Here is a 20,115-nt window from a genome sequence, read left to right on the forward strand (position 1 = left end):
ATCGAAGTTCCCCGCGTCGCGCCACGGGCTGACCCCGCGTACGACTTCAGTGTGAGTTATTGTGCCAAGGAGTCGGTACAAAGCTGGGGGTGGCCGTGTTCGACAGGGAGTTCTGGATCCAGCTCGCCGTTCTGGCCGGCGTGGGCCTGTTCCTCGTGGTGATGTTGTGGCCGACCGCGTCGACCGGGAAGCGCCTGCTGCGCAAGTGGCAGGTGCGGGACCCGTCCGACGCGCAGGTCGAGGACGCCGTCCGCTACCTCAAGCGGCGCAGGCTGCTCTACCCGTGGCTCTACCTGGCGGGCGGGTTCCTCCCGCCGCTGGGTGACATGCCGAACCAGCTGCTCGCCATCGTGCTCGCGGGCACGCTGCTGGCCGAGCTGCTGGCGCTGCGGGTACCGCGGGGGACGCGCCGGGTGGCGACGCTGGCTCCGCGCGGGCTGACCGACATCGCCGCCAGGGGCGTGCTGATCTGCTACCCGGTGCTCGTCCTGGCCATGGCGGTCCACCTCGGCGTCCAGGGGCAGTGGGCGCGGGTCGGCTGGATCGCGCTGTCCGCACTCGTGGTCGCGGTGGTCACCTGGGTCGCCGTGGTGCGCCCGGCGACCGGTGACGAAGCCGTCGACCTGGCCCTGCGCACCCGGAGCGTGCACGTCACCGCCGGTCTGGGGGTGGCCATGGCGGGCCTGATCGCCCTCCACGTGTGGGGTTATGTCGGCATCTTCGCGTGGGTGGCCATGGCGAACACGAAACCGGTGCCGACGAAGATCGCTCCGTGACATCTCCGAGGATCGTCGTCGACGTCGAGAACGGGGTCGCGCCCTGGCGCCAGGTCCGGGACCAGCTCGTCCGGCTGATCAGCGGAGGGGTGCTGCCGGTCGGGTCCAGGCTGCCGACGATCCGCCAGCTCGCCGCGGACCTCGGGCTCGCCGCCGGCACCGTCGCGCGGGCGTACCGGGAGCTGGAGGTCACCGGCGTGATCACGACAGGACGAAGGCAGGGCACCGTGGTGGCCGCCCTGCCTTCGCATGCACCGGACCCGCTCTCCGCCGCCGCGGCGGAGTTCGTCGCCATCGCTCGGTCACTCGGCGCCAGTGAGGGGGAGGCACTGAACGCCGTGCGAGCCCGTTACTTGGGTGAGTAAGGCGACTCGATCTTGGGTGCGGGTCGCGGCTCGCCGATGTGGGCCTGAGCCTGACGCTCCTCTTGCCGTTCCTCGTAGATGCGGTGCTCCTCGGCCATCTGGTCCGCGAGCTGCTGCTGCATCTGGCGATCCCTGATCCTGGACAGGATCGCCATGGTGGCGCCGTGAGCCAGTGCCAGCAGCAACAGCACGATGCCCAGCTTCACGACCACGTTCTTCGCCGGGTCACCGGTCTCGACGTTGACGATCGACACCAGTGCCAACAGGCCGAGCACGACGAGGTGGAACAGCACGGCCGTCAGCTTCATCATGCCGCCGACCTGCTCTTCGTCGTACGCAGCGCGCTTGAGGTATCCCTTGCCGCTGTGGTAGATCAGCTGGCCGTCGATCGCGACCAGGACGATCCCCAGCACTAGGAACGTCACGTAGCTGTCACCCATGCGCTGTGGCTACCCGTGCACGCACGCGTACAAACCGTGGCACGATTTGTGTTCGTGACGGCGTTGCAGGGACAACAACTGGCCGGTCCGCTGTGCGCGGCGGTGGCCAACCTGTGCGTTGCCCTGCAGCCCCAGGTCTCGCCGCGGACGGCCGCCGGTTTCCAGGAGGTCCTGCGCCGCCTGCACGCGCCGTTGCAGGTCGCCGTCGCCGGTCGGATCAAGTCCGGCAAGTCGACTCTGGTGAACGCTCTGATCGGACGCCGAGTCGCGCCCACCGACGTAGGTGAGTGCACACGGCTCGTCACGCGCTATCAGTACGGCACGGTCGACCGCATCGAAGTCGTGCTGCGCGACGGCAGGCGGCAGGTGCTGCCGTTCGACGCCAACGGCATGATCCCCGCTTCTCTCGGCTTGGACGGCGTCTCGCACATCGAGGCCTATCTGACGAACGCCGTGCTGCGCGACATCACCGTCATCGACACCCCAGGCCTTGGTTCGCTGGACGCGACTTCGGTCGCACGCACCGAGGAACTGCTTGATCCCGTGTCGAGCAACGCCGTCGCAGGTGCCGAGGCCGTCGTCTACGTCGTGACGCAGGGCGTGCGCGCGGACGACCAGTCGACGTTGGCCGCGTTCACGGCCGCGACCGCTTCCCGCGAGGCCGGCCCGGTCAACGCCATCGCCGCGTTGAACAAGGTCGACGCCGTCGCCCCGGAGACCGTCGAGGGCTCGGACGGCGACGTCTGGCGGGCCGCGCAGATCCTCGCGGCGAAGCAGGCCGACCTGCTCAAACCGCGGGTCGCGGACGTGCTGCCGGTGATCAGCCTGCTCGCCGAGTCCGCGGAGACCGGGGAGTTCACCTCGGCGGACGCGGAGGCCTTGAGGGCGTTGGCGGCCCTGGACGCGGACACCCGCACGATGATGCTGATGTCGGGCGACCTCTTCACGTCGTGGGAGTGCGACGTCGCGGCCGGCGTGCGGTCCCGGTTGCTGGAGAAGCTCGACCTCTACGGCATCGGCCGTGCGCTGCAGGCCCTGGACGCCGAACCCGCGCTGCCCGCCGGAGCGTTGCGGCGGGTGCTGTTCGACGCGTCCGGCTTCGCCGCCGTGCGCAGCCGTCTGGACGAGGTCTTCCGTGCGCGCGCCGACGGCATCAAGGCCGCCGCCGCACTGGCCTCGGTCACGGCGCTGGCCTCGGGTGATCCCGGCGAACGGCAGCGCGTGCACGACGCGATCGAGGTCCTGCTGGCCCGCCCGGAGGCCCACCAGTTGCGGCTGCTGGAGGCGTTGACGCTGGTCTCGTCCGGCGCCGTCGCGCTGGCACCCGACCTGACCGACGAGGTGCTGCGCGTCGGCAGCACCCCGGACGTCGCCGCCCGGCTCGGCCTGGCCGGCAGACCAGGTGCGGAACTGACGGCGTTCGCGCTGGAACGGGCCGGGTGGTGGCGTTCCTTCGCCTCCTTCGGCGCGACCCCGGCACAGGCCCGCGTGGCGCACGTCGTCCACCGGGCGTACTTCCTCATCTGGCAGCAACTACGTGCTGGGGGGCACCGATGAGCGTGAACGGAACCGAACACCACGGTCTGGCGTCGGACGACGGTGTGGAGACCATTGCCGACGAGCTGCTCGACCAGGCGCTGGCCGAACGCCGCGCGCTGGTCCAGCTGTGCCTGTACGCGCTGGACCGCGCCAGTGCCGGCGTGGTCCAGCGCATCGAGGAAGGCCTGTCGTCCATAGGTGTCGTCGCCGTGCGGGCGGACGGTGAGCGCTTCGACCCGTCGCAGCACGAGGCCGGTGGCGCCGTGCCGACGGACGACCTCGCGTTGCAGGGCCTGGTCGCCGAGACCGAGGTGCCCGGCTTCCGCGACCGCGACCGCGTGCTGCGCGCCCCGATCGTGACGGTCTACACGTCCCGATGAGCAACCTCTCGCAGACAGTCCGGCAGACGCGCGAACGTCTCACCTCTCTCGTGCGCGAGCTCGACCCGTCGATGGCCGACTGGGTGACGCGGAGCGCGACGCAGGAGGTGTCGTCGGTCGTGATCGTCGGCGAGACCAACCGCGGCAAGTCGTCCCTGGTCAACGCCCTGCTGTCGACCCCTGGCCTCTCCCCGGTCGACGCCGACGTCGCCACCTCGACGTACCTCGTCTTCCAGCACGGCCCCTCGTGGGCGGCCCGCGCCTGCTACCCCGGCCTGCTCGCCCCCGTCAGCTTCCCGCTGCCCGCGCTGATCAACTGGGTCTCCGCCGCCCACGACCTGCCCGAGGGCGAACTCCCCCCGCGCTACGTCGAGGTCGACGCCCCGATCCCGTTGCTCGAACGAATGTCCCTCGTGGACACCCCCGGCGTCGGCGGCCTGGAGTCCGTGCACGGCGAACTGGCCCTGGAGGCCGTCACCTCGGCGACCGCCCTGGTCTTCGTCGTGGACGCCTCGTCCCCGTTCACCCGCGGCGAGCTCGACTTCCTCAAGCGCGTCGGCGACCGCGTCGAAACCGTCGTCTTCGCCCTGACCAAGACAGACCAGTACCGCGGCTGGCGCCAGGTCCTCGACGCCAACAGGGCCCTGCTCGCCCAGCACGCCCCGCGCTTCGCCGACGCCACCTTCCACCCGGTGTCCTCGCGCATGTTCGGCATGGCCGCCCAGGCCCCCAACCCGGACGCCGCCTCCATGCTCCGCGAGCGCTCCGGCATCTCGGCCCTGCAAACCGCCCTGCAGGAACTCGTCACGGGCCGCGCCGGCATGCTGGCCGAGGCCAACGCCCTGCGCGCACTCTCCACAGTCCTGGACGAGCTGGTCGTGCGCCTCGAACACGAGAAGCGCGCTCTCTCCGTGGGCGAGGACGAAGCCGCCGTCCTCCGCGCCCGCCGCGAAGAACTCCAGACCGAACGCCGCTCCTCCACCCGAGGCTGGCAGGTCCGCCTGCGCGGCGAGGTCCAGCGGGCCCGCATCGAGAACTCCCACGAGATCTCCCGCCAGATGCGCGACCTGCAGACCTGGTACCGCCAGGCCATCGACGCGGCCGACCGCACGTCCCTCGCCGCGCTTCCGGGGCAGGTCGACACCGCACTGCAGGTCGTCTCCGGCCGCATCTCCACAGCACTGTCCGTGCGCCTCTCCCAGGTCACCGACGCCGTGCTCGCCACCCTCTTCTCCCCCGAGGAACTGACCCTCATCCGCGGCCAGTTCGCCCGCGGCGAGCAACCCCCGGTGGTGTTGCGCCCCAAGGAGAAGCGCCCGCCCACGGCCGAGGACAAGCTGCTGGTGTTCATGGGTGTGTCCGGTGGCCTGGGCGCGGGCAAGCTCGCCGTCATGCCCCTCGCGGGCCTCGGCATCGCCGCGCTGAACCCGATCGTGCTGCCCGTGACCATCGCTCTCGGTCTGGGTGCTGGGTGGTGGATGGCCCGCACCCGTACCCACACCGCGGAGAAGCAGCACGTCAAGCAGTGGCTCTCCGACGCCATCGCCGATGCTCGCTCCACTGTGGACCAGCTGGCCGCCGAGCAGTTGATCGAGGCCGAGCAGGCGCTGTCGCTGGCCCTGGACGAGGCGCTGGCCAAGCGGATCGAGGCGATCGAGGCGGAGCTGCGGGAGGTCGACAGGGCGTTGCGGATGGAGGCCGGGGAGCGGGGGCGGGAGCTGCAGGGCGTGACGCGGCAGCTCGCGGAGGTGGAGCAGGGACGGTCGAAGGCGGAGGAGTTGCTCGGCCGCATCCGCTCGGTGCGCGATCGCGCCTGACGCCGCCGAAGGTCATCCGGACCGGCACGAACGGTTGGCGGCGGAACCAAACCGGCATAACGTGGGTCATACCGGTACATGAGCAGGTATGGAGGTGTGTCCCGGTGTACATCGACGAGAACGGTGCGGCCGACGCCGAGCTGAAGGTGACCGTCGAGGACGAGGAGTACACCGCCGACGTCACCTTCGACCTCGACCAGGACGGCGTGAACGACTCCGCCGTCGTCGAGACGGATGACGGCGGTCATCTCGCGTTCACCGACACGAACGGCGACGGTGACGCCGATCTGATGAGCACGTTCGACAAGGACGGCAATCTCCTGAGCCAGGCGCGGTTCGAGGAGAATTCCGGTGAGTGGATCGCCGTCGACCCGAACGACTCGCAGCAGGAAAAGACGAATTCGACTTCCAAACAGGCGATTGTCGTGGAGACCGACGACGGTGAACGAAACGTCGGTCAAGCCACCGAGGACACCGACGGGGACGGCAAAGCTGACACCGTTGTCGTCCGGGACGACGACGGCGACACGTGGTTGTTCACGGACAAGAACGGCGACGGCAAGGCGGACGTGGCGACCGAGATCACACGATCCGGCGAGGTCACGATGTCGGAACACCGCGGTGACGACTGGGTCGAGGTCGAGCACGGGCACATCGAGGCCGACGGCCGGTACGTGACGGACTCGAAGAGCGGCATTCTGGACGACTCGGACGACTGGCTCGAGGAAGAACGGTTCGACGGAGTCGTCCGAATCGATTCCACAACGGGGCAGTGGATCAGCCCGAACTGACCCCCTAACTGAAGCGCAGGTCACAGGCCCCGGTGTGGTGAGAACCGCATCGGGGCCTCTTGTGTTTTTCCGACCTCAAGCCCGCCTTAACGCCGTCCGAGTGCTGAATCGATTCCAGAATCGGTTTTGTGAGGGAAGCGACAGGCTGGGGGTGCTTTACCTGCCATTCACCGGGCTAACCTCGGTCCATCCCCTTCCACGTACGCCCGGCCCCACCGGGCGTCGTGAGCTATTCCCGAGGACGACGAAGTCCTGCACCGGACCACCACGTGCTCGGGTTGCCGAGGCGTTCAGTCAGGAGACGAGACGAGATGACGGCAGTGACCATTCCCGGTCTCGAACAGGCACCTACCAACCACGCGCAGCTGCTCGCATGGGTTCAGGAAGTCGCTGAGCTGACCTGCCCCGACGAGGTTGTTTGGGCTGACGGGTCTCAGGGCGAATGGGACCGTCTCACGAAGAAGCTCGTCGACGCCGGCACGTTCGTGCCGCTCAAGAAGAAGCCCAACTCGTTCTGGGCGGCCTCGGACCCCAGCGACGTCGCTCGCGTGGAGGAGCGCACGTACATCTGTTCGGTGCGCGAGGAGGACTCGGGCGCGACGAACAACTGGATGGACCCTTCCGAGATGAAGGCCATCATGACCGAGCTCTACCGGGGCTGCATGCGTGGTCGCACGATGTACGTCATCCCGTTCTGCATGGGCCCGCTGGACGCGGAGAAGCCGATGCTCGGTGTCGAGATCACCGACTCGGAGTACGTCGTCGTCTCCATGCACATCATGACCCGCATGGGCACCAAGGCGCTGAACCTGTTCGGTGAGGACGCCCCGTACGTCCCCGCGCTGCACTCGCTCGGCGCCCCGCTGGAGCACGGTCAGGAAGACGTGCAGTGGCCGTGCAACACGACCAAGTACATCTCGCACTTCCCGGAGACCCGCGAGATCTGGAGCTTCGGCTCCGGCTACGGCGGCAACGCCCTGCTGGGCAAGAAGTGCTTCTCGCTGCGCATCGCGAGCGCGATGGCGCGCGACGAGGGCTGGCTCGCCGAGCACATGCTGATCCTCAAGCTCACCTCGCCGGAGAACAAGGCGTACTACATCGCCGCCGCGTTCCCGTCGGCCTGCGGCAAGACGAACCTCGCCATGCTGGAGCCGACCATCCCCGGCTGGAAGGTCGAGACGCTCGGCGACGACATCGCCTGGATGCGCTTCGGTGAGGACGGCCGCCTGTACGCGGTGAACCCGGAGAACGGCTTCTTCGGCGTCGCGCCCGGCACGGACTACCACACCAACCCGAACGCGATGCGCACCATCGCCAAGGGCAACTCGCTGTTCACGAACGTCGCGCTGACCGACGACGGCGACATCTGGTGGGAGGGCATGGGCGAGCCCCCGGCCCACCTCACCTCGTGGAAGCACCAGGACTGGACGCCGGACAGCGAGGAGCTCAGCTCGCACCCGAACTCCCGTTACTGCACGCCGATCGAGCAGTGCGACATCAAGGCGCCGGAGTGGGAGGACCCGAAGGGCGTCCCGATCTCGGCGATCTTCTTCGGTGGCCGCCGCGCCACGACGATCCCGCTGGTCACCGAGTCGCGCGACTGGCAGCACGGCACCTACATGGGCGCCACGCTGTCGTCGGAGACCACGGCCGCCGCGGTCGGCAAGACCGGCGTCGTGCGCCGCGACCCGATGGCGATGCTGCCGTTCATCGGCTACAACGCCGGCGACTACTTCCAGCACTGGGTCGACCTCGGCAAGCGCGCCGACGCCGACAAGCTGCCGAAGATCTTCTACGTCAACTGGTTCCGCCGCGGTGAGGACAAGCGCTTCCTGTGGCCGGGCTTCGGCGAGAACTCGCGCGTGCTGAAGTGGGCCATCGAGCGCCTCGAGGGCAAGGCCGCCGCCCAGGAGACCCCGATCGGTTACGTGCCGACCGCGGCCGACCTGGACCTGGAGGGCCTGGACGCGTCGCGTGAGGACATCGAGGCCTCGCTCGCGTTCGACGCCGACGAGTGGCGTGCCGAGATCCCGCTGGTCGAGGAGTGGTTCGAGAAGATCGGCGAGAAGGTCCCGACCACGCTCCGCGACGAGCTGGCCGCCCTGAAGCAGCGCCTGGGCTAGTTCCCGGGTGTTCGAGAAGCCCCATCGGTCAACGGCGACCGGTGGGGCTTCTTCATGGGGTACTACTGGTCGTGTGACCCAGGACGACTTCCTCGGCGGACTCAACTACGACGGTTCGAAGCGCGATGTGGAGGTCGGCCCGTCGACCGGCATCGTGCGCTACTACCCGGTGCCACCGTCCACCGAGCCGGTCCGCACGCCGTGGTGGCGCTACACGCTCGTGTTCGGCCTCGGTTTAGCCATCGGCGTGGTGGGCGGCGTGGTCCTGTGCAGCAATTTTCTCTGAATCAGCGCAGCTCATAGTCCACATGGGACGAAGTTGTCCACAGGTGTGGACGGGCTTGTGCACATGTTGTGGATAGCTGTGGACAAGCCTGGGGACTTCTCCGCGGCCGCGAAAATGCTCTTGCACCAGGAATGAACCTGGGCCACTCCGGGAACGTCTTAGGTATGTGATGGCGGTCACAAAGATCGTCAACTGAGGCGGAATGGGAGGTGTGCCGTGGGAATCGCAGCGATCGCGATGCTCGTGCTGTCCCTGGCCGCCATCGTGATGGTCGTGGTCGCCGAGTCAGTTCGGGAGCGGGTTGTCCCGGATGCCGAGGAGGGTCCCGTTGAAGACCTTGGTGGCCTCCGCGTAGCAGACGGCGTTGGTCCAGCCCTCTGACCAGGCCTGCGAGCCGGGGTTCCGCCACGCCGGGAACACGTCCGTGCGCTTGGTCGAACCCAGGTAGTCGTGCACGGCCTTGGTGCACTTCTCGTTCGCGATGGAGTTCATCTGCTCCTTGGACGGAGCCGGGTCGGACGACTTGCCGAGCGACACGACACCGCCGGGCACGGCCTCGGCCAGGTGCGCGGTGTTGCAGGCGACGACCTTGACCTCCTGGTCCTTCGACGGAGAACCCTGGGTGCAGGTCTGGAACGTGCCGAAGCCGTTGGACTTCAGCACGTCCCGCACAGAACCCTTGCGCGCCAGCGGCTTCTCGTCGGGGCTGATCTCCACGACGGTGCACAGCCGCCAGCGCTGGCCGTCCTTCCAGCCCTGCTCGTTCGGCCAGAACGCCCAGACCCGCAGGCGCGTCGAGTCGGCGTCGCCGCTGCCCAGGTACTCGCTGAGCGTCTGGCGGCACGGCGGGAGCGCGGCCTTGCGCAGCGCCTGCGTGTCCGGGTAGGCCGACGGCAGGCCGCTCAGCTCACCGACGCTCATGACCTCGGCCTCGTGCGAGTCGGTGCACTGCAGCACCTTCAGCTCGTAGGCGTTCATGCACTGCCCCGATTTCGGCAGCGTGGGCGCGGAGGCGGAAGCGGTGGACGGCATCGGTCCCGGGACCGCCTGCCCTCCCACCTGGATCGCGCACGCGGACAGCGTCAACGCGCTCAGGACAATTGCCACCGCCAGCCGCACACGAGTCACACCACAGAGACTAGGGCCTTCACCTGATCGGCGATGTCCCGACGCTGTTTTTCGAAGGCCGCATCGGTCAGCGCGGCCGGATCGGCGGGCTGCCCGAGCACCGGCGTGTGCAGGTGTCCACCGAGGACGTTCGTTGCGCCGTAACCGATCCGCAGCCGGTTGGCCCGGTACATGCTCTCGTTGGAGAGGTAGTCACCGCCGCCACCGGACGCCGCGACCCTGCCGGGAGTCGGTTCGTCCGTGCGGCACGACTGCTGCGAACCGACGACGATCCACTCGCAGAAGCTCCGGTTCAGCGCCACGGTGAACGGGCCGGTGCCCGCGTCGATCATCTTCTGGTGCGGCAGGGAGGTCTCGATGAACTCGTTCGCCGGCTGCGGCCAGCCGGGAGCGTTCGGGACGCTGCCGTAGGAACTGACGTTGTTGTTGTCCCCGAAGCCGCCGCGCCAGCGCGCCGCCCACCGCTCGACGTCGAACCGGCCGGGCCTGCCCTGGCTGATCGTCACGAACGCGTCGGGCTTCTGCTCCAGCGCCTTGCCGTAGAACTGCTCCACGACCCCCTCGTCGAACCCGCCCCACAGCACCGGGAGCACCGAGGCCTGCAGCACGACCTTGCCCTCCGGCGTCGAGATCTCGCGGCCGTCGAGCTGCAACGCCGCCACCCCGGCCGGGTTGGAGCGCCGCACGTTCACGCCGGTGAGCTGGAACGGGTCGAAGCCGGTGACCGCGATCCTGCGCACGCCGGGCTTGGCGGAGAACTGCGCGTCGCTCAGACCGCGAGACGCCCAGTCGAACTTCTGGATGAGCGTCGCGCGGTCGTGCGGGGAGAAGGCGAACCGCGGCTTCCACTGGCGCAGCGCGGAACTGAGCTGCAGCCGTGCCCAGTAGAGCGGGCGGTCGTCGTAAGCGTCGTGCGTCACCGTTGCTGTGCTTTGGGCGCGGGCGACGGCGGCCTTCCACAGCGCGTTGCCTTCGCGTTCCACGAACTGCTGCGCCTGCCTCGGCAGGACCTGGCGGCACAGCTTCGCGGTGAAGTCCGCGACGCGGCCGTCGAACCCGGCCAGCTTCACGAGCGACGGGCCGACGGCGGCGCCACCGACGACGAGCACGTTGTCGAGCCGCTGCTCCTCGACGGTCAGCGCGGCCGTGGTGTCGTAGCAGTTCGCGTCCTGCGCTTGGGCGACGGCAGGACTCAGGGTCAGGGCGATCGCGGTCAGTCCGACCAGCCCGGCGATGGTTTTCACGTGGTTGATCCTCAACGCAAAGGGCCACCCGCCGTAACCGGCAGGTGGCCCATAGTGTTGCGGACCGCGTCTCAGTGGGCGGCGATGGGCTTGACCCTCGGGTTGTCCTCGTCGACGTGGTAGTCCGACGGGTCGGTCTGGTCCGTGCCGTTGAACCAGCCGGCCTTCTTGGCGATCAGCGTGACGACCACCGCGACCACGAGGTTGACCAGCAGCGCGACGATGCCGACGTAGATCTGCGTCGTCGAGGCGCCGAACGGGTGCCAGCCGAAGACCGAGATGTTGCCCAGCGGCAGCGCGGAACCGGCGAAGTGCGCCTTGCCGATGGCCGGGTTGCCGATGTTGTAGAGCAGCCACATGCCGTAGCCCATGCCCGCGATCCAGCCGGCGACCAGGGCGTAGACGTGGAACCAGCGCGTGTACAGCGCGATCGCGACCGCAGGCAGCGTCTGGAGGATCATCACGCCGCCCATGAGCTGCAGGTCGATCGAGAACTGCGGGTCGACGAACACGATGAACGCGACGGCGCCGAACTTCACCACGAGCGACGCGAGCTTGGCCTGCTTGGCCTCCTCCGCCGGGGTGGCGTTCTTCTTCATGTACTCCTTGTAGACGTTGCGCGTCCACAGGTTCGCCGCGGCGATGGACATGATCGCCGCCGGCACCAGCGCGCCGATGCCGATGGCCGCGAACGCGATGCCCGCGAACCACGACGGGAAGTTCGCGCCGAAGAGCTCGGGGACGATCGTGTTGGTGTCGGGGCGGCCGGTCGCCTGGTTGACGATCGGCTTGGTGCCCGCGCTGATCGCGACGAAGCCCAGCAGTGCCAGCAGACCCAGCAGCAGCGAGTACGCGGGCAGCGCGACCATGTTGCGCTTGATCACGTTGCGGCCGCGGCTCGCGAGGATGCCGGTCAGCGAGTGCGGGTAGAGGAACAGCGCGAGCGCGGACCCGAGAGCCAGCGTGGCGTACTGCAGCTGGTTGGTGCCGGTCAGCAGGATGCCGTCGGTCTTGCTGGGAGTCGCGTCGAACTTGGCCTGCGCGTCGTTGAAGATCTCGCCCCAGCCGCCGAACTTCGAGGGCAGGTAGATGATCGCCACGAGGATCACCAGGTAGATCAGGATGTCCTTGACGAACGCGATCAGCGCCGGCGCCCGCAGACCCGACTGGTAGGTGTAGAGCGCGAGGATCAGGAACGCGACGAACAGCGGCAGGTGGCCGAGGATGCCCGAGCCGTTGAGGCCCATCGACCGCAGCACCGCTTCGAGACCGACGAGCTGCAGCGCGATGTACGGCATGGTCGCGACGATGCCGGTGACCGCGATGATCAGCGCCAGCCAGTGCGAGCCGTAGCGGCCCTTCACGAAGTCGGCGGGCGTCACGTACCCGTGCACGCGGCTGACCGACCACATCCGCACCAGCGGCAGGAAGACCAGCGGGTACAGGATGATCGTGTACGGCAGCGCGTAGAAGCCGAGCGCGCCCGCACCGAACATCAGTGCCGGCACCGCGACGAAGGTGTACGCGGTGTAGAGGTCACCGCCGACCAGGAACCACGTGATCCAGCTGCCGAACTTCCTGCCGCCGAGCCCCCATTCGTCGAGGTGCTCGAGCGTGTCGCCCTTCTGCCACCGCGCCGCGAGGAACCCCATCACGGTGACCAGCAGGAAGAGGGCGCTGAAAACGATCAGCTCTGTCCACTGCATCAGTTCGCTCCCTCGTCCAGGTCGTCAACGCCGAGCTTGTCCAGCTTGCCGGTGACCACGGGCTCGTCCTTGGTCTTGACGTAGACGAGGCCGACGCACACGACGCCGAGCGGGACGAACAGGAACTGGTACCAGTAGAAGAACGGCAACCCGAAGATCCTGGGCTCGTCCATGTTGAACCACGGCGTGATGAGCATGAACAGCGGAAGTATCAGCAGCAGGTTCCAGTTGCTCCAGCGCAAGCCGGTCTTGTGATCCGACGGCATGGTGGCCCTCCGTGTACGCGGTGTTGCGCGGATGTTAGGCCTGCTCGTCGGCGCCGTCAGCCTCGTGATCGCAATCGTTGCCTTCGCCTTAACGTTCTCTTTGGACTAATCCGCCGTCAGACGGCTCGCGAGGTCTCGTTCGGCGGCGTCGAAGTACTCGTCGAGCTGCAGGACCGCCTGCTCGACCGTGCCGTTGTTCAGCAGTTCGACGATCTTGCGGTTCCACGGCAGGTACGTCTGGTGGAAGGCGTCCATCTCGCGCGCGACCCGGAACGCGAGCATGAGCTCGGCGAACAGGCGGTCGGACTCGTCGCTCAGCCGCGCGCTGCCCGCCAGGCCGACGATGCCGCGGTGGAACTGGATGTTCGCGCTGCCGGTCTTGCTGAAGTCGTTCTTCTCCGCCCTGGCCACGGCCTGGCGCACCGGTGCCCGCACCGCCTCCCGCTGGGCCTCGGTGACGTCGTTCCACAGGCGCAGGGCACCGCACTCGATCGCACGGCGGGCTGCGTAGAGGTCCTTGACGTCGGCGCTGGTGGGACGGCGGACGAACACACCGCGGCTGTGCTCGTGCACCAGGATCCGGTCGCGCGTGAGCAGCCGGAACGCCTCCCGCAGCGTGTTGCGGCTGACCCCGAGCGCACCGCCGATCGCTTCCTCGCTCAGGCGCAGCCCCGGCTCCAGCTCACCGTCGAGCACGCGTTCCCTGAGCATGTCGGCGACCTTCTGCGCGGTGCTCGCGCGCTCCAGGTCGGCCTTGCCCTGAGCCAGCGTCGACACCCACGTCTCGGTCACCTGAGAAGTCTATTTGCAGGATCGTTCGATTGCACTATCGTAGAATCGTTCAACAATCCTACAAGAAGCGGCGGGCACGGACGGGGAGGGGCAGTCATGGACCTGAACGCGGACCTGGGCGAGGGCTTCGGCCACTGGACCCTGGGCGACGACAAGGCGTTGCTGTCCCTCGTGACCAGCGCGAACATCGCCTGCGGCTACCACGCCGGCGATGCCGACACGATGCGCGAGACCTGCACCCTCGCCGCAGCCGCGGGCGTGGCGGTCGGCGCCCACGTCGGCTACCGGGACCTCCAGGGCTTCGGCCGCCGCTTCATCGACGTAGCCCCGGACACCCTCACCAACGAGGTCCTGGCCCAGCTGGGCGCCCTGTCGGCCTTCGCCCGAGCCGCCGGCACCCGCATCGCGTACGTGAAACCGCACGGCGCGCTCTACAACACCCTGTTCCGCCACGAGGCCCAAGCCGACGCCGTGGTCGACGCGGTCCGCCTGTTCGACCCGGCGCTGGCGGTGCTGGGCCTGCCGGGCGCGGTGTGGCTGAAGCGCGCCTCGGTGGCGGGCCTGCGCGTCTGGCACGAGGCGTTCGCCGACCGCGCCTACACGGCGTCCGGCACCCTCGTCCCGCGCGGCGAGCCGGGGGCCGTCCTGCGCGACCCGGCCGAGATCGCGGCCAGGTGCGTGCAACTCGCGACCGAGGGCTGGGTCCGCAGCGCTTCCGGCCGCCCGGTCCGCATCCAGGCGGACTCCCTCTGCGTGCACGGCGACACGCCGGGCGCCGTGGAGATCGCCCGCGCGGTCCGCTCGGCCCTGGAGTCGGCCGGTGTGGAGGTGGGCCGGGTGGAGTCGCCGCTGCGGCACACCCGCCAGGCGGTCTGATCAGGCGGTCTGACGCACCAAGGCGGCCGCCCCCACCAGCCCGGCCTCGCCGCCCAGTTCCGCCGGACGCACCTCGAACCCGTCCAGGAACGACAACCCGGCGTGCGTCTTCAACGTCCGCCGCACCGGCTCGAACAGCAGCTCCCCTGCCTGGGCCACCCCGCCCCCGACGACCGCCAGCTCCAGGTCGCACACCGCGGCGGCTCCGGCGATCGCCATCCCCACGGCCCGGCCGGCGCGTTCGAACGCCTCCAGCGGAACCTCCTCACCGGCCAGCGCCGCGGCGGCCAGCAGAGCGGCATCGGCGTCGTCCGGCGCCTGCCAGCCGGCCCGGCGCGCCCAGGACACCATCCGCGGGCCGCCCGCGATGGTCTCCACGCACCCCCGGCCACCGCACGTGCAGTGTTCGCCGCCGGGTTCCACGACGACGTGGCCGATGTGGCCCGCGTTGCCGGTGCGCCCGCCGAACGGCCGCCCGTCCAGCACCAGGCCACCGCCGACGCCGGTGGACACGACCAGGCCCACCATGAACCTGCTGCCCCGGCCCGCGCCCCGCCAGTGCTCGCCCAGCGCCATGCACACGCCGTCGCCCGCCAGCTCGACCGGGACGTCCGGGAACAGCGACCCCACCGACGAGCGCAGCGGGAAGTCCTGCCACGACGGCACGTTGATCGGTGAGACGGTGCCTGCCGAAGCGTTCACCGGGCCCGCCGAGGCGATGCCCACGCCCGCCACGGCGGAGTCCTCGACCACCGTCGAGATCACCGACACGACGGCGTCCCAGGTGTCGGTGGCCGGCGTCGGCACGCGCGAGGACCGCACCACGGCACCGAAGGGGTCCACGAGGGCGGCGGCGATCTTGGTGCCGCCGAAGTCCAGTGCCAGCACCAGATCAGTCACGATTCAGGAGCTTAACCAGCTAACGCTTCAACATCCGGGTGAGACCGGCCGCGACGGTCGTGGCGAGGATCCAGCCCGTCACGATCAGCCCGGACGCGATCCACTGCGACGCACCCGGCGTCTGCCAGCGGTTCTTGTTGCCGAAGTCGACGATCGGCACCACCAGGTCGATCGTGTAGAGCCACGCGTTCCACGGCAGGTGGTCGTCGTCGTTGATCTCCACCAGCGGTCCCTTGAACTGGAACCACAGGCTGCCCACGACCCACGCCGCGATGAGCCACCCGAGCGCACGCGCCGGGCGGTAGCCGTAGCCGACCATCGACCGTTGCAGGAAGCTCCACACCAGCACCAACGGCCCGAAGAAGCGCATGCCCTCCGCGACCGCCTTGTACCGCAGGCGTTGCTTCTCGATCAGCACGGTCGAGGCGTGCTCCTCGTTGCCGGCCGCCGTCAGCATCTCGGCGAACTGGTCGTACGGACGAGGGTGGTAGCTGCGCCGCATCGCCTGCCGCAGCCAGCGCAACCGTTGCTGCACCTGGTCGTCGTCGCGGAGGTCGATGGGGTACGCGAGAGAGTCGTAGCGGAAGTCGTCGAGGTCGATGAAACCCGTGGCGTTCCAGAAGTTCTCGTTGTCGTCCAACGACGTGCAACGCGCCTGTCGCAGCGTCACGAGGCCCTTGGGCGGCGACACGACGTTGAGCATCAGCTCCTGCACCTGCATGCCCATGGCGTTCAACGCATGGCTGTCGAGCTTGTAGCCGAGCACCGCGCCGTTGAAGTTCGCCATGCGGCCGATCACCGCGCGACGGCACCGCACGCCTCCGTGCGCGACGAACTCCTTGTCGCCGCGCGCGCAGATGAGGTCACGGCCGATCGTGGCGCCGCCGATGTCGAGCGACGGCTTCTCGCGCGGCTGGTGCCGGTACTTGCCCGGCTTGATCAACCGGCTGCCGCGCAGGTCGAGGTTGGCACCGACGGTGATGCCGCGCAGTTCCAGGCCGCCGGAGACGTCCGACTCGCGCACCACGAAGTTGCTGCCGATCTGGGAGCGGTTGGCCAGCACGGCGTCCGCGGCCGGGTTGTCCACGGTGGCCCGTTCGATCGTGATGCTGCCGCGCACGTGCGTGTCGACCATGCGCAGCTGGCCCTTGATCTTCACGCCGCGTCCGACGACGTCGCCGCCGATCTCCGCGCCGTCGACGTGCAACGCGCGGCCCGAGCCGGTCGGATCGGTGCCGACGGCGGGAGGCGAGACGGCGTCCAGCACGGCCTCTGCCACCGACAACGTGCCGCCGATGCGGGCGTTCACCGCGCGGACCGTGCCCTGGCTCGTGAAACCGCGGTCGAGCTCCAGGTCACCCGACACGTCCACGCGGTCGAGGATGAGCGTCGCGGACGGGTCGGCGTGCGGGTCGTTGGTGTCCTTGAAGTCCGAGCCGCGGGAGAGCACCGCGCCGCTCAACGACAAGGTCGAGCTGATGCGGGCGTTGGCCAGGAACACCACCCCGTGCGAGGTGAACGCGCCGAGCAGGTTGCCGCCGACCTGCATGCCGTTGCCGTTCAACGTGAACCCGTCGGCGTTCTCCAGCACCGCGCTGCCGAGGGTGACGTTGCCGCCGATGCGCGCGCCCGCGAGCCGCACCTCGCCCTCGGTGATGATGCCGAACCCGAGCAACGCGCCCGCGACCGTCAGCCGGTCGCCGTGCAGGCAGAGCCCGCCGGGAACGCTGAACCTGGTCTCCCGCAACAGGACCGAGCCCGCGATCTCGGCGTCGGTCAGGTCGGTGAGACCGGAGACCCGGCAGTCGAGCAGCGAGACGTCGTTGCTGCTGCTCAGGTTCCGCGCTTCGAGCCCCGGCAGGTCGCAGTCGCTGAACGAGATGCCCGCCAGGTTGGCCTGTCGCAGGTCCGGTGCCGCCTCGAACTGGCAGCGCTCGAACTCCAGCACGTACGGGACCTCGACCGCGCGCAGGTCGAGCACGTCGGTGACCACCCGGTCCACCACGCGGATGACGGGTGGGGTGCTCGGCTTGCGCCGGGGCAACCTCCACCCGCCACCACTGGAACTCTCGTTCTCCCCCAACAGTCCCCGCAGAACATCAGCCGCGGCGACCTTCCCCCTGGCCACCGGACCTAGGCCGGGTCGCTCGGGCCGTGGTGCGTCGGGTCGAGCACGCGGGCCAGGAACTCCTGGGTGCGCGCCTCCTGCGGGTCGCCGATCACCTCGGCCGCCGGGCCCTCCTCGACGATGTAGCCGCCGTCCATGAAGATCACCTTGTCGGCGACCTCGCGGGCGAACTGCATCTCGTGCGTCACGACCAGCATCGTCATGCCCTCGTCGGCGAGCTGGCGCATCACGCCGAGCACGTCACCGACGAGCTCGGGGTCCAGCGCCGAGGTCGGCTCGTCGAACAGCATCACGTCCGGGTCCATCGACAGCGCGCGGGCGATCGCCACGCGCTGCTGCTGGCCGCCGGAGAGCTGCGCCGGCATCGAGTTGGCCTTCTCCTTCAACCCGACGCGGTCGAGGTTGCGCAGGGCGATCTCCTGCGCCTCCTTCTCGCTGCGCTTGAGCACCTTGCGCTGCGCGACCGTGAGGTTCGCGAGGACGTTCAGGTGCGCGAACAGGTTGAACGACTGGAAGACCATGCCGATCTTCGTGCGCGCCAGGTCGATGTCGACGTCCGGGTTGGTCAGCTCGACGCCGTTGACGACGATCTTGCCGTCGTTCGGCTCCTCGAGCAGGTTCACGCACCGCAGCAACGTCGACTTGCCGGAACCGGACGGGCCGATGATGCAGACCACGTCACCGCGGTTGACCGTGACGTCGATGCCCTTGAGGACGTCCAGCGAGCCGAACGACTTCTTCAGCCCGGTGATCTCAACACTGATGTCGCTCACAGGACGGACACCTTCTTCCCGCCGGAGCGGCGCTCCAGGTACCGCGAAAGGTACCCGAGAGGCAACGTGATGATCAGGTAGCAGAGGCCGACCACGAGGATCGGGGTGAGCGACGGGCTGCGGCTCAGCGTCTCCCGCCCGAACTTCGTCAGCTCGTACTGGTCGCGCGCCAGGCCGATGATGTAGATCAGCGAGGAGTCCTTGGTCAGCAGGATCAGCTCGTTGGTCAGCGGCGGCAGGATGATCCGGAACGCCTGCGGGATCACGATGGTGATCATCGCGCGGCCCTGCGACATGCCGAGCGACCTGGCCGCCTCGACCTGCCCCTTGGGCACGGCCTGGATGCCGGCGCGGATCGTCTCGGCCATGTAGGCGGCACCGACGATGCCGAGCGCCAGCATGACCGTCGAGTAGATGTCGAACTGGATCTGGAACGCGAGCGGCACGCCGAACGCCAGACCGATGAACACCAGCAGAGCCGGAACGCCGCGGAAGAACTCGATGTAGACGGTCGCGATCCAGCGGTACGGCGCGATCGACGAGAGCTTCATCAGTGCGAGCACGAGGCCCAGCGCGAGGCCGAACGCGAAGCCGAGCGCGGTGTAGATGAGGGTGTTCTTCAACGCGACGGTGATGACGTTGGGGAACATCTCCCCCATCGTCTTGAAGTTGAAGAACGCCGTGCGGATCTGTTCCCAGTCGGCCAGGAACGCGATCACGACAACGATGACGACCAGCAGCGCGTATTGCGAGTACCGGAAGTATTCGGCCCGCTTGCGCTTCGACAGCGCCATTCTGACTCCTAGCGGATGTGGTTCGGAACGCGAACGGGGCGGCGTCGTCCGCCGCCCCGTCAGCACGAGATCGCTACTTCTTCTCCGGCTTCTTGCCGAACCACTTCTCGTAGATCTTGTCGTACTCGCCGTCGTCCTTGGCCTTCTTCAGCACGGCGTTGACCTTCTCGGCCAGGGCGGTGTTGCCCTTCTTGATGCCGATGCCGTACTGCTCGTTCGTGTCGAACTCGGCGGACACGGCGGTGTCCGGGAACTCCTTGACGTAGTCGAGGAGCACGCCGTTGTCGTTGATGGCGGCGTCGACGGCGCCGGTGCGCACCGCGGTCTCCATCAGCGGGAGGTCTTCGTACTGGATGACCTCGTAGCCGTTGGCGGCCTTGTTCTCGTTGGCGTAGATCTCACCGGTGGTGTCCAGCTGGACACCGATCTTCTTGCCCTTGAGGTCCGCCAGCGTCTTGATCGGCGAGTCCTTCTTGACCAGAAGCGCCTGCGAGGCCTCGAAGTACGGGTCCGAGAAGTCGATCGACTGCTTGCGCTCTTCCTTGATCGTCATACCGGCGGCCGCGAGGTCGCACTGGTTGGCGTTGAAGCTCGCACCGGAGGTGATCGTCTCGAACTGGGTGTCGAAGATCTCCTGCTGGACGCCGAGTTCCTTGGCGATCAGGTCGACCAGATCGACGTCGAAGCCGACGGTCTTGTCGCCGTCGGTGTACTGGAACGGCTTGTAGGACAGGTGGGTGCAGGTGACGAGCTTGCCTTCCTTGACAAGCTTGATGCCACCGTCGGTCGTTCCACCACCGCTGTTGGTGCTCGTCGCGCAACCGGCGAGCGCGGTCAGCGCTAGGGCCGCTGCGGGCAGCAGGGCGAGCACGTGCCTGGGTCGACGAGCCACTGCGTCACTCCTCGTAACTGTCGCGGACGAGTGAACGGGATCCTGCCACTCGGGTGACGTGGAGGACAGCACGTGCGTGTTACAGGCCACTGCCTTGCA

General features: G+C 68.4%; 20 protein-coding genes. 9 read left to right on the forward strand and 11 right to left on the reverse strand.

The annotated features are described in order from the left end of the window. Positions 1–89 precede the first annotated feature (89 nt). On the forward strand, positions 90–776 hold the full coding sequence (locus tag IE307_RS10735; RefSeq protein WP_191297756.1) for a hypothetical protein: 687 nt from the start codon (positions 90–92) through the stop codon (positions 774–776). Next, entirely contained in the window at positions 773–1,141 is a 369-nt protein-coding gene (locus IE307_RS10740) for a GntR family transcriptional regulator (protein ID WP_191297757.1), read from the forward strand. The genes IE307_RS10735 and IE307_RS10740 overlap by 4 nt, the downstream gene beginning before the upstream one ends. On the opposite strand, the gene IE307_RS10745 is transcribed toward IE307_RS10740, so the two are convergent. Next, entirely contained in the window at positions 1,126–1,581 is a 456-nt protein-coding gene (locus IE307_RS10745; protein WP_191297758.1) for a hypothetical protein, read from the reverse strand. The genes IE307_RS10740 and IE307_RS10745 overlap by 16 nt on opposite strands. Before the next feature lie 54 nt (positions 1,582–1,635). Between IE307_RS10745 and IE307_RS10750 the strand changes: the two genes are divergently transcribed. The 6 genes from IE307_RS10750 to IE307_RS10775 all read left to right on the forward strand — a co-directional run bounded on the left by IE307_RS10750 (position 1,636) and on the right by IE307_RS10775 (position 8,517). Then, positions 1,636–3,138 (forward strand): dynamin family protein, encoded by a 1,503-nt coding sequence (locus IE307_RS10750; protein ID WP_191297759.1) that lies wholly within the window; start codon positions 1,636–1,638, stop codon positions 3,136–3,138. Next, entirely contained in the window at positions 3,135–3,500 is a 366-nt protein-coding gene (grpE, locus tag IE307_RS10755; protein ID WP_191297760.1) for a nucleotide exchange factor GrpE, read from the forward strand. Before IE307_RS10750 ends, grpE begins: the two co-directional genes overlap by 4 nt. Further along, positions 3,497–5,317: a dynamin family protein gene (locus IE307_RS10760; RefSeq protein WP_191297761.1), complete on the forward strand. Its 1,821-nt coding sequence runs from the start codon at positions 3,497–3,499 to the stop codon at positions 5,315–5,317. Before grpE ends, IE307_RS10760 begins: the two co-directional genes overlap by 4 nt. 104 nt (positions 5,318–5,421) lie before the next feature. Then, positions 5,422–6,108, forward strand: a complete 687-nt coding sequence (locus IE307_RS10765) for a hypothetical protein (RefSeq protein WP_191297762.1) — start codon at positions 5,422–5,424, stop codon at positions 6,106–6,108. Positions 6,109–6,419: 311 nt separating this feature from the next. Beyond that, entirely contained in the window at positions 6,420–8,231 is a 1,812-nt protein-coding gene (locus IE307_RS10770; protein WP_191297763.1) for a phosphoenolpyruvate carboxykinase (GTP), read from the forward strand. A 73-nt stretch (positions 8,232–8,304) separates the two neighbouring features. Beyond that, a complete protein-coding gene (locus IE307_RS10775) occupies positions 8,305–8,517 on the forward strand; it encodes a hypothetical protein (RefSeq protein WP_191297764.1) in 213 nt (70 codons plus the stop codon). Positions 8,518–8,802: 285 nt separating this feature from the next. Here IE307_RS10775 and IE307_RS10780 read toward each other — a convergent pair whose 3' ends face one another. From IE307_RS10780 to IE307_RS10800, 5 genes are all read right to left on the reverse strand, one after another. Continuing rightward, positions 8,803–9,645 (reverse strand): septum formation family protein, encoded by an 843-nt coding sequence (locus IE307_RS10780; RefSeq protein WP_191297765.1) that lies wholly within the window; start codon positions 9,643–9,645, stop codon positions 8,803–8,805. Next, positions 9,642–10,889, reverse strand: a complete 1,248-nt coding sequence (locus IE307_RS10785) for a pyroglutamyl-peptidase I (protein ID WP_191297766.1) — start codon at positions 10,887–10,889, stop codon at positions 9,642–9,644. The genes IE307_RS10780 and IE307_RS10785 overlap by 4 nt, the downstream gene beginning before the upstream one ends. Before the next feature lie 71 nt (positions 10,890–10,960). After that, positions 10,961–12,595, reverse strand: coding sequence for a monocarboxylate uptake permease MctP (mctP, locus tag IE307_RS10790; RefSeq protein WP_191297767.1), 1,635 nt, complete (start codon positions 12,593–12,595; stop codon positions 10,961–10,963). Beyond that, on the reverse strand, positions 12,595–12,861 hold the full coding sequence (locus IE307_RS10795) for a DUF3311 domain-containing protein (RefSeq protein WP_191297768.1): 267 nt from the start codon (positions 12,859–12,861) through the stop codon (positions 12,595–12,597). The genes mctP and IE307_RS10795 overlap by 1 nt, the downstream gene beginning before the upstream one ends. Before the next feature lie 105 nt (positions 12,862–12,966). Next, positions 12,967–13,653: a GntR family transcriptional regulator gene (locus IE307_RS10800; protein WP_229904605.1), complete on the reverse strand. Its 687-nt coding sequence runs from the start codon at positions 13,651–13,653 to the stop codon at positions 12,967–12,969. A 96-nt stretch (positions 13,654–13,749) separates the two neighbouring features. Between IE307_RS10800 and IE307_RS10805 the strand changes: the two genes are divergently transcribed. Further along, on the forward strand, positions 13,750–14,529 hold the full coding sequence (locus IE307_RS10805) for a LamB/YcsF family protein (RefSeq protein WP_191297769.1): 780 nt from the start codon (positions 13,750–13,752) through the stop codon (positions 14,527–14,529). Here IE307_RS10805 and IE307_RS10810 read toward each other — a convergent pair whose 3' ends face one another. From IE307_RS10810 to IE307_RS10830, 5 genes are all read right to left on the reverse strand, one after another. Then, entirely contained in the window at positions 14,530–15,429 is a 900-nt protein-coding gene (locus tag IE307_RS10810) for an ROK family protein (protein WP_191297770.1), read from the reverse strand. A 19-nt stretch (positions 15,430–15,448) separates the two neighbouring features. After that, positions 15,449–17,557, reverse strand: a complete 2,109-nt coding sequence (locus IE307_RS10815) for a hypothetical protein (protein ID WP_191297771.1) — start codon at positions 17,555–17,557, stop codon at positions 15,449–15,451. 5 nt (positions 17,558–17,562) lie between these two features. Further along, positions 17,563–18,330: an amino acid ABC transporter ATP-binding protein gene (locus tag IE307_RS10820; RefSeq protein WP_191297772.1), complete on the reverse strand. Its 768-nt coding sequence runs from the start codon at positions 18,328–18,330 to the stop codon at positions 17,563–17,565. Next, positions 18,327–19,124: an amino acid ABC transporter permease gene (locus IE307_RS10825; RefSeq protein ID WP_191297773.1), complete on the reverse strand. Its 798-nt coding sequence runs from the start codon at positions 19,122–19,124 to the stop codon at positions 18,327–18,329. Before IE307_RS10825 ends, IE307_RS10820 begins: the two co-directional genes overlap by 4 nt. Positions 19,125–19,197: 73 nt before the next feature. Beyond that, a complete protein-coding gene (locus tag IE307_RS10830; protein WP_191297774.1) occupies positions 19,198–20,016 on the reverse strand; it encodes a basic amino acid ABC transporter substrate-binding protein in 819 nt (272 codons plus the stop codon). Positions 20,017–20,115 lie beyond the last annotated feature (99 nt).

It is taken from the genome of Lentzea cavernae, assembly GCF_014653695.1.
Taxonomy (GTDB): Bacteria; Actinomycetota; Actinomycetes; order Mycobacteriales; family Pseudonocardiaceae; genus Lentzea; species Lentzea cavernae.

Bases quoted from the DNA above. Each gene is read 5' to 3' on its own strand.
- IE307_RS10745 (WP_191297758.1), bottom strand. From the start codon at position 1,581: ATGGGTGACAGCTACGTGACGTTCCTAGTGCTGGGGATCGTCCTGGTC.
- grpE (WP_191297760.1), top strand. From the start codon at position 3,135: ATGAGCGTGAACGGAACCGAACACCACGGTCTGGCGTCGGACGACGGT.
- IE307_RS10760 (WP_191297761.1), top strand. From the start codon at position 3,497: ATGAGCAACCTCTCGCAGACAGTCCGGCAGACGCGCGAACGTCTCACC.
- IE307_RS10770 (WP_191297763.1), top strand. From the start codon at position 6,420: ATGACGGCAGTGACCATTCCCGGTCTCGAACAGGCACCTACCAACCAC.
- mctP (WP_191297767.1), bottom strand. From the start codon at position 12,595: ATGCAGTGGACAGAGCTGATCGTTTTCAGCGCCCTCTTCCTGCTGGTC.
- IE307_RS10795 (WP_191297768.1), bottom strand. From the start codon at position 12,861: ATGCCGTCGGATCACAAGACCGGCTTGCGCTGGAGCAACTGGAACCTG.
- IE307_RS10805 (WP_191297769.1), top strand. From the start codon at position 13,750: ATGGACCTGAACGCGGACCTGGGCGAGGGCTTCGGCCACTGGACCCTG.
- IE307_RS10825 (WP_191297773.1), bottom strand. From the start codon at position 19,124: ATGGCGCTGTCGAAGCGCAAGCGGGCCGAATACTTCCGGTACTCGCAA.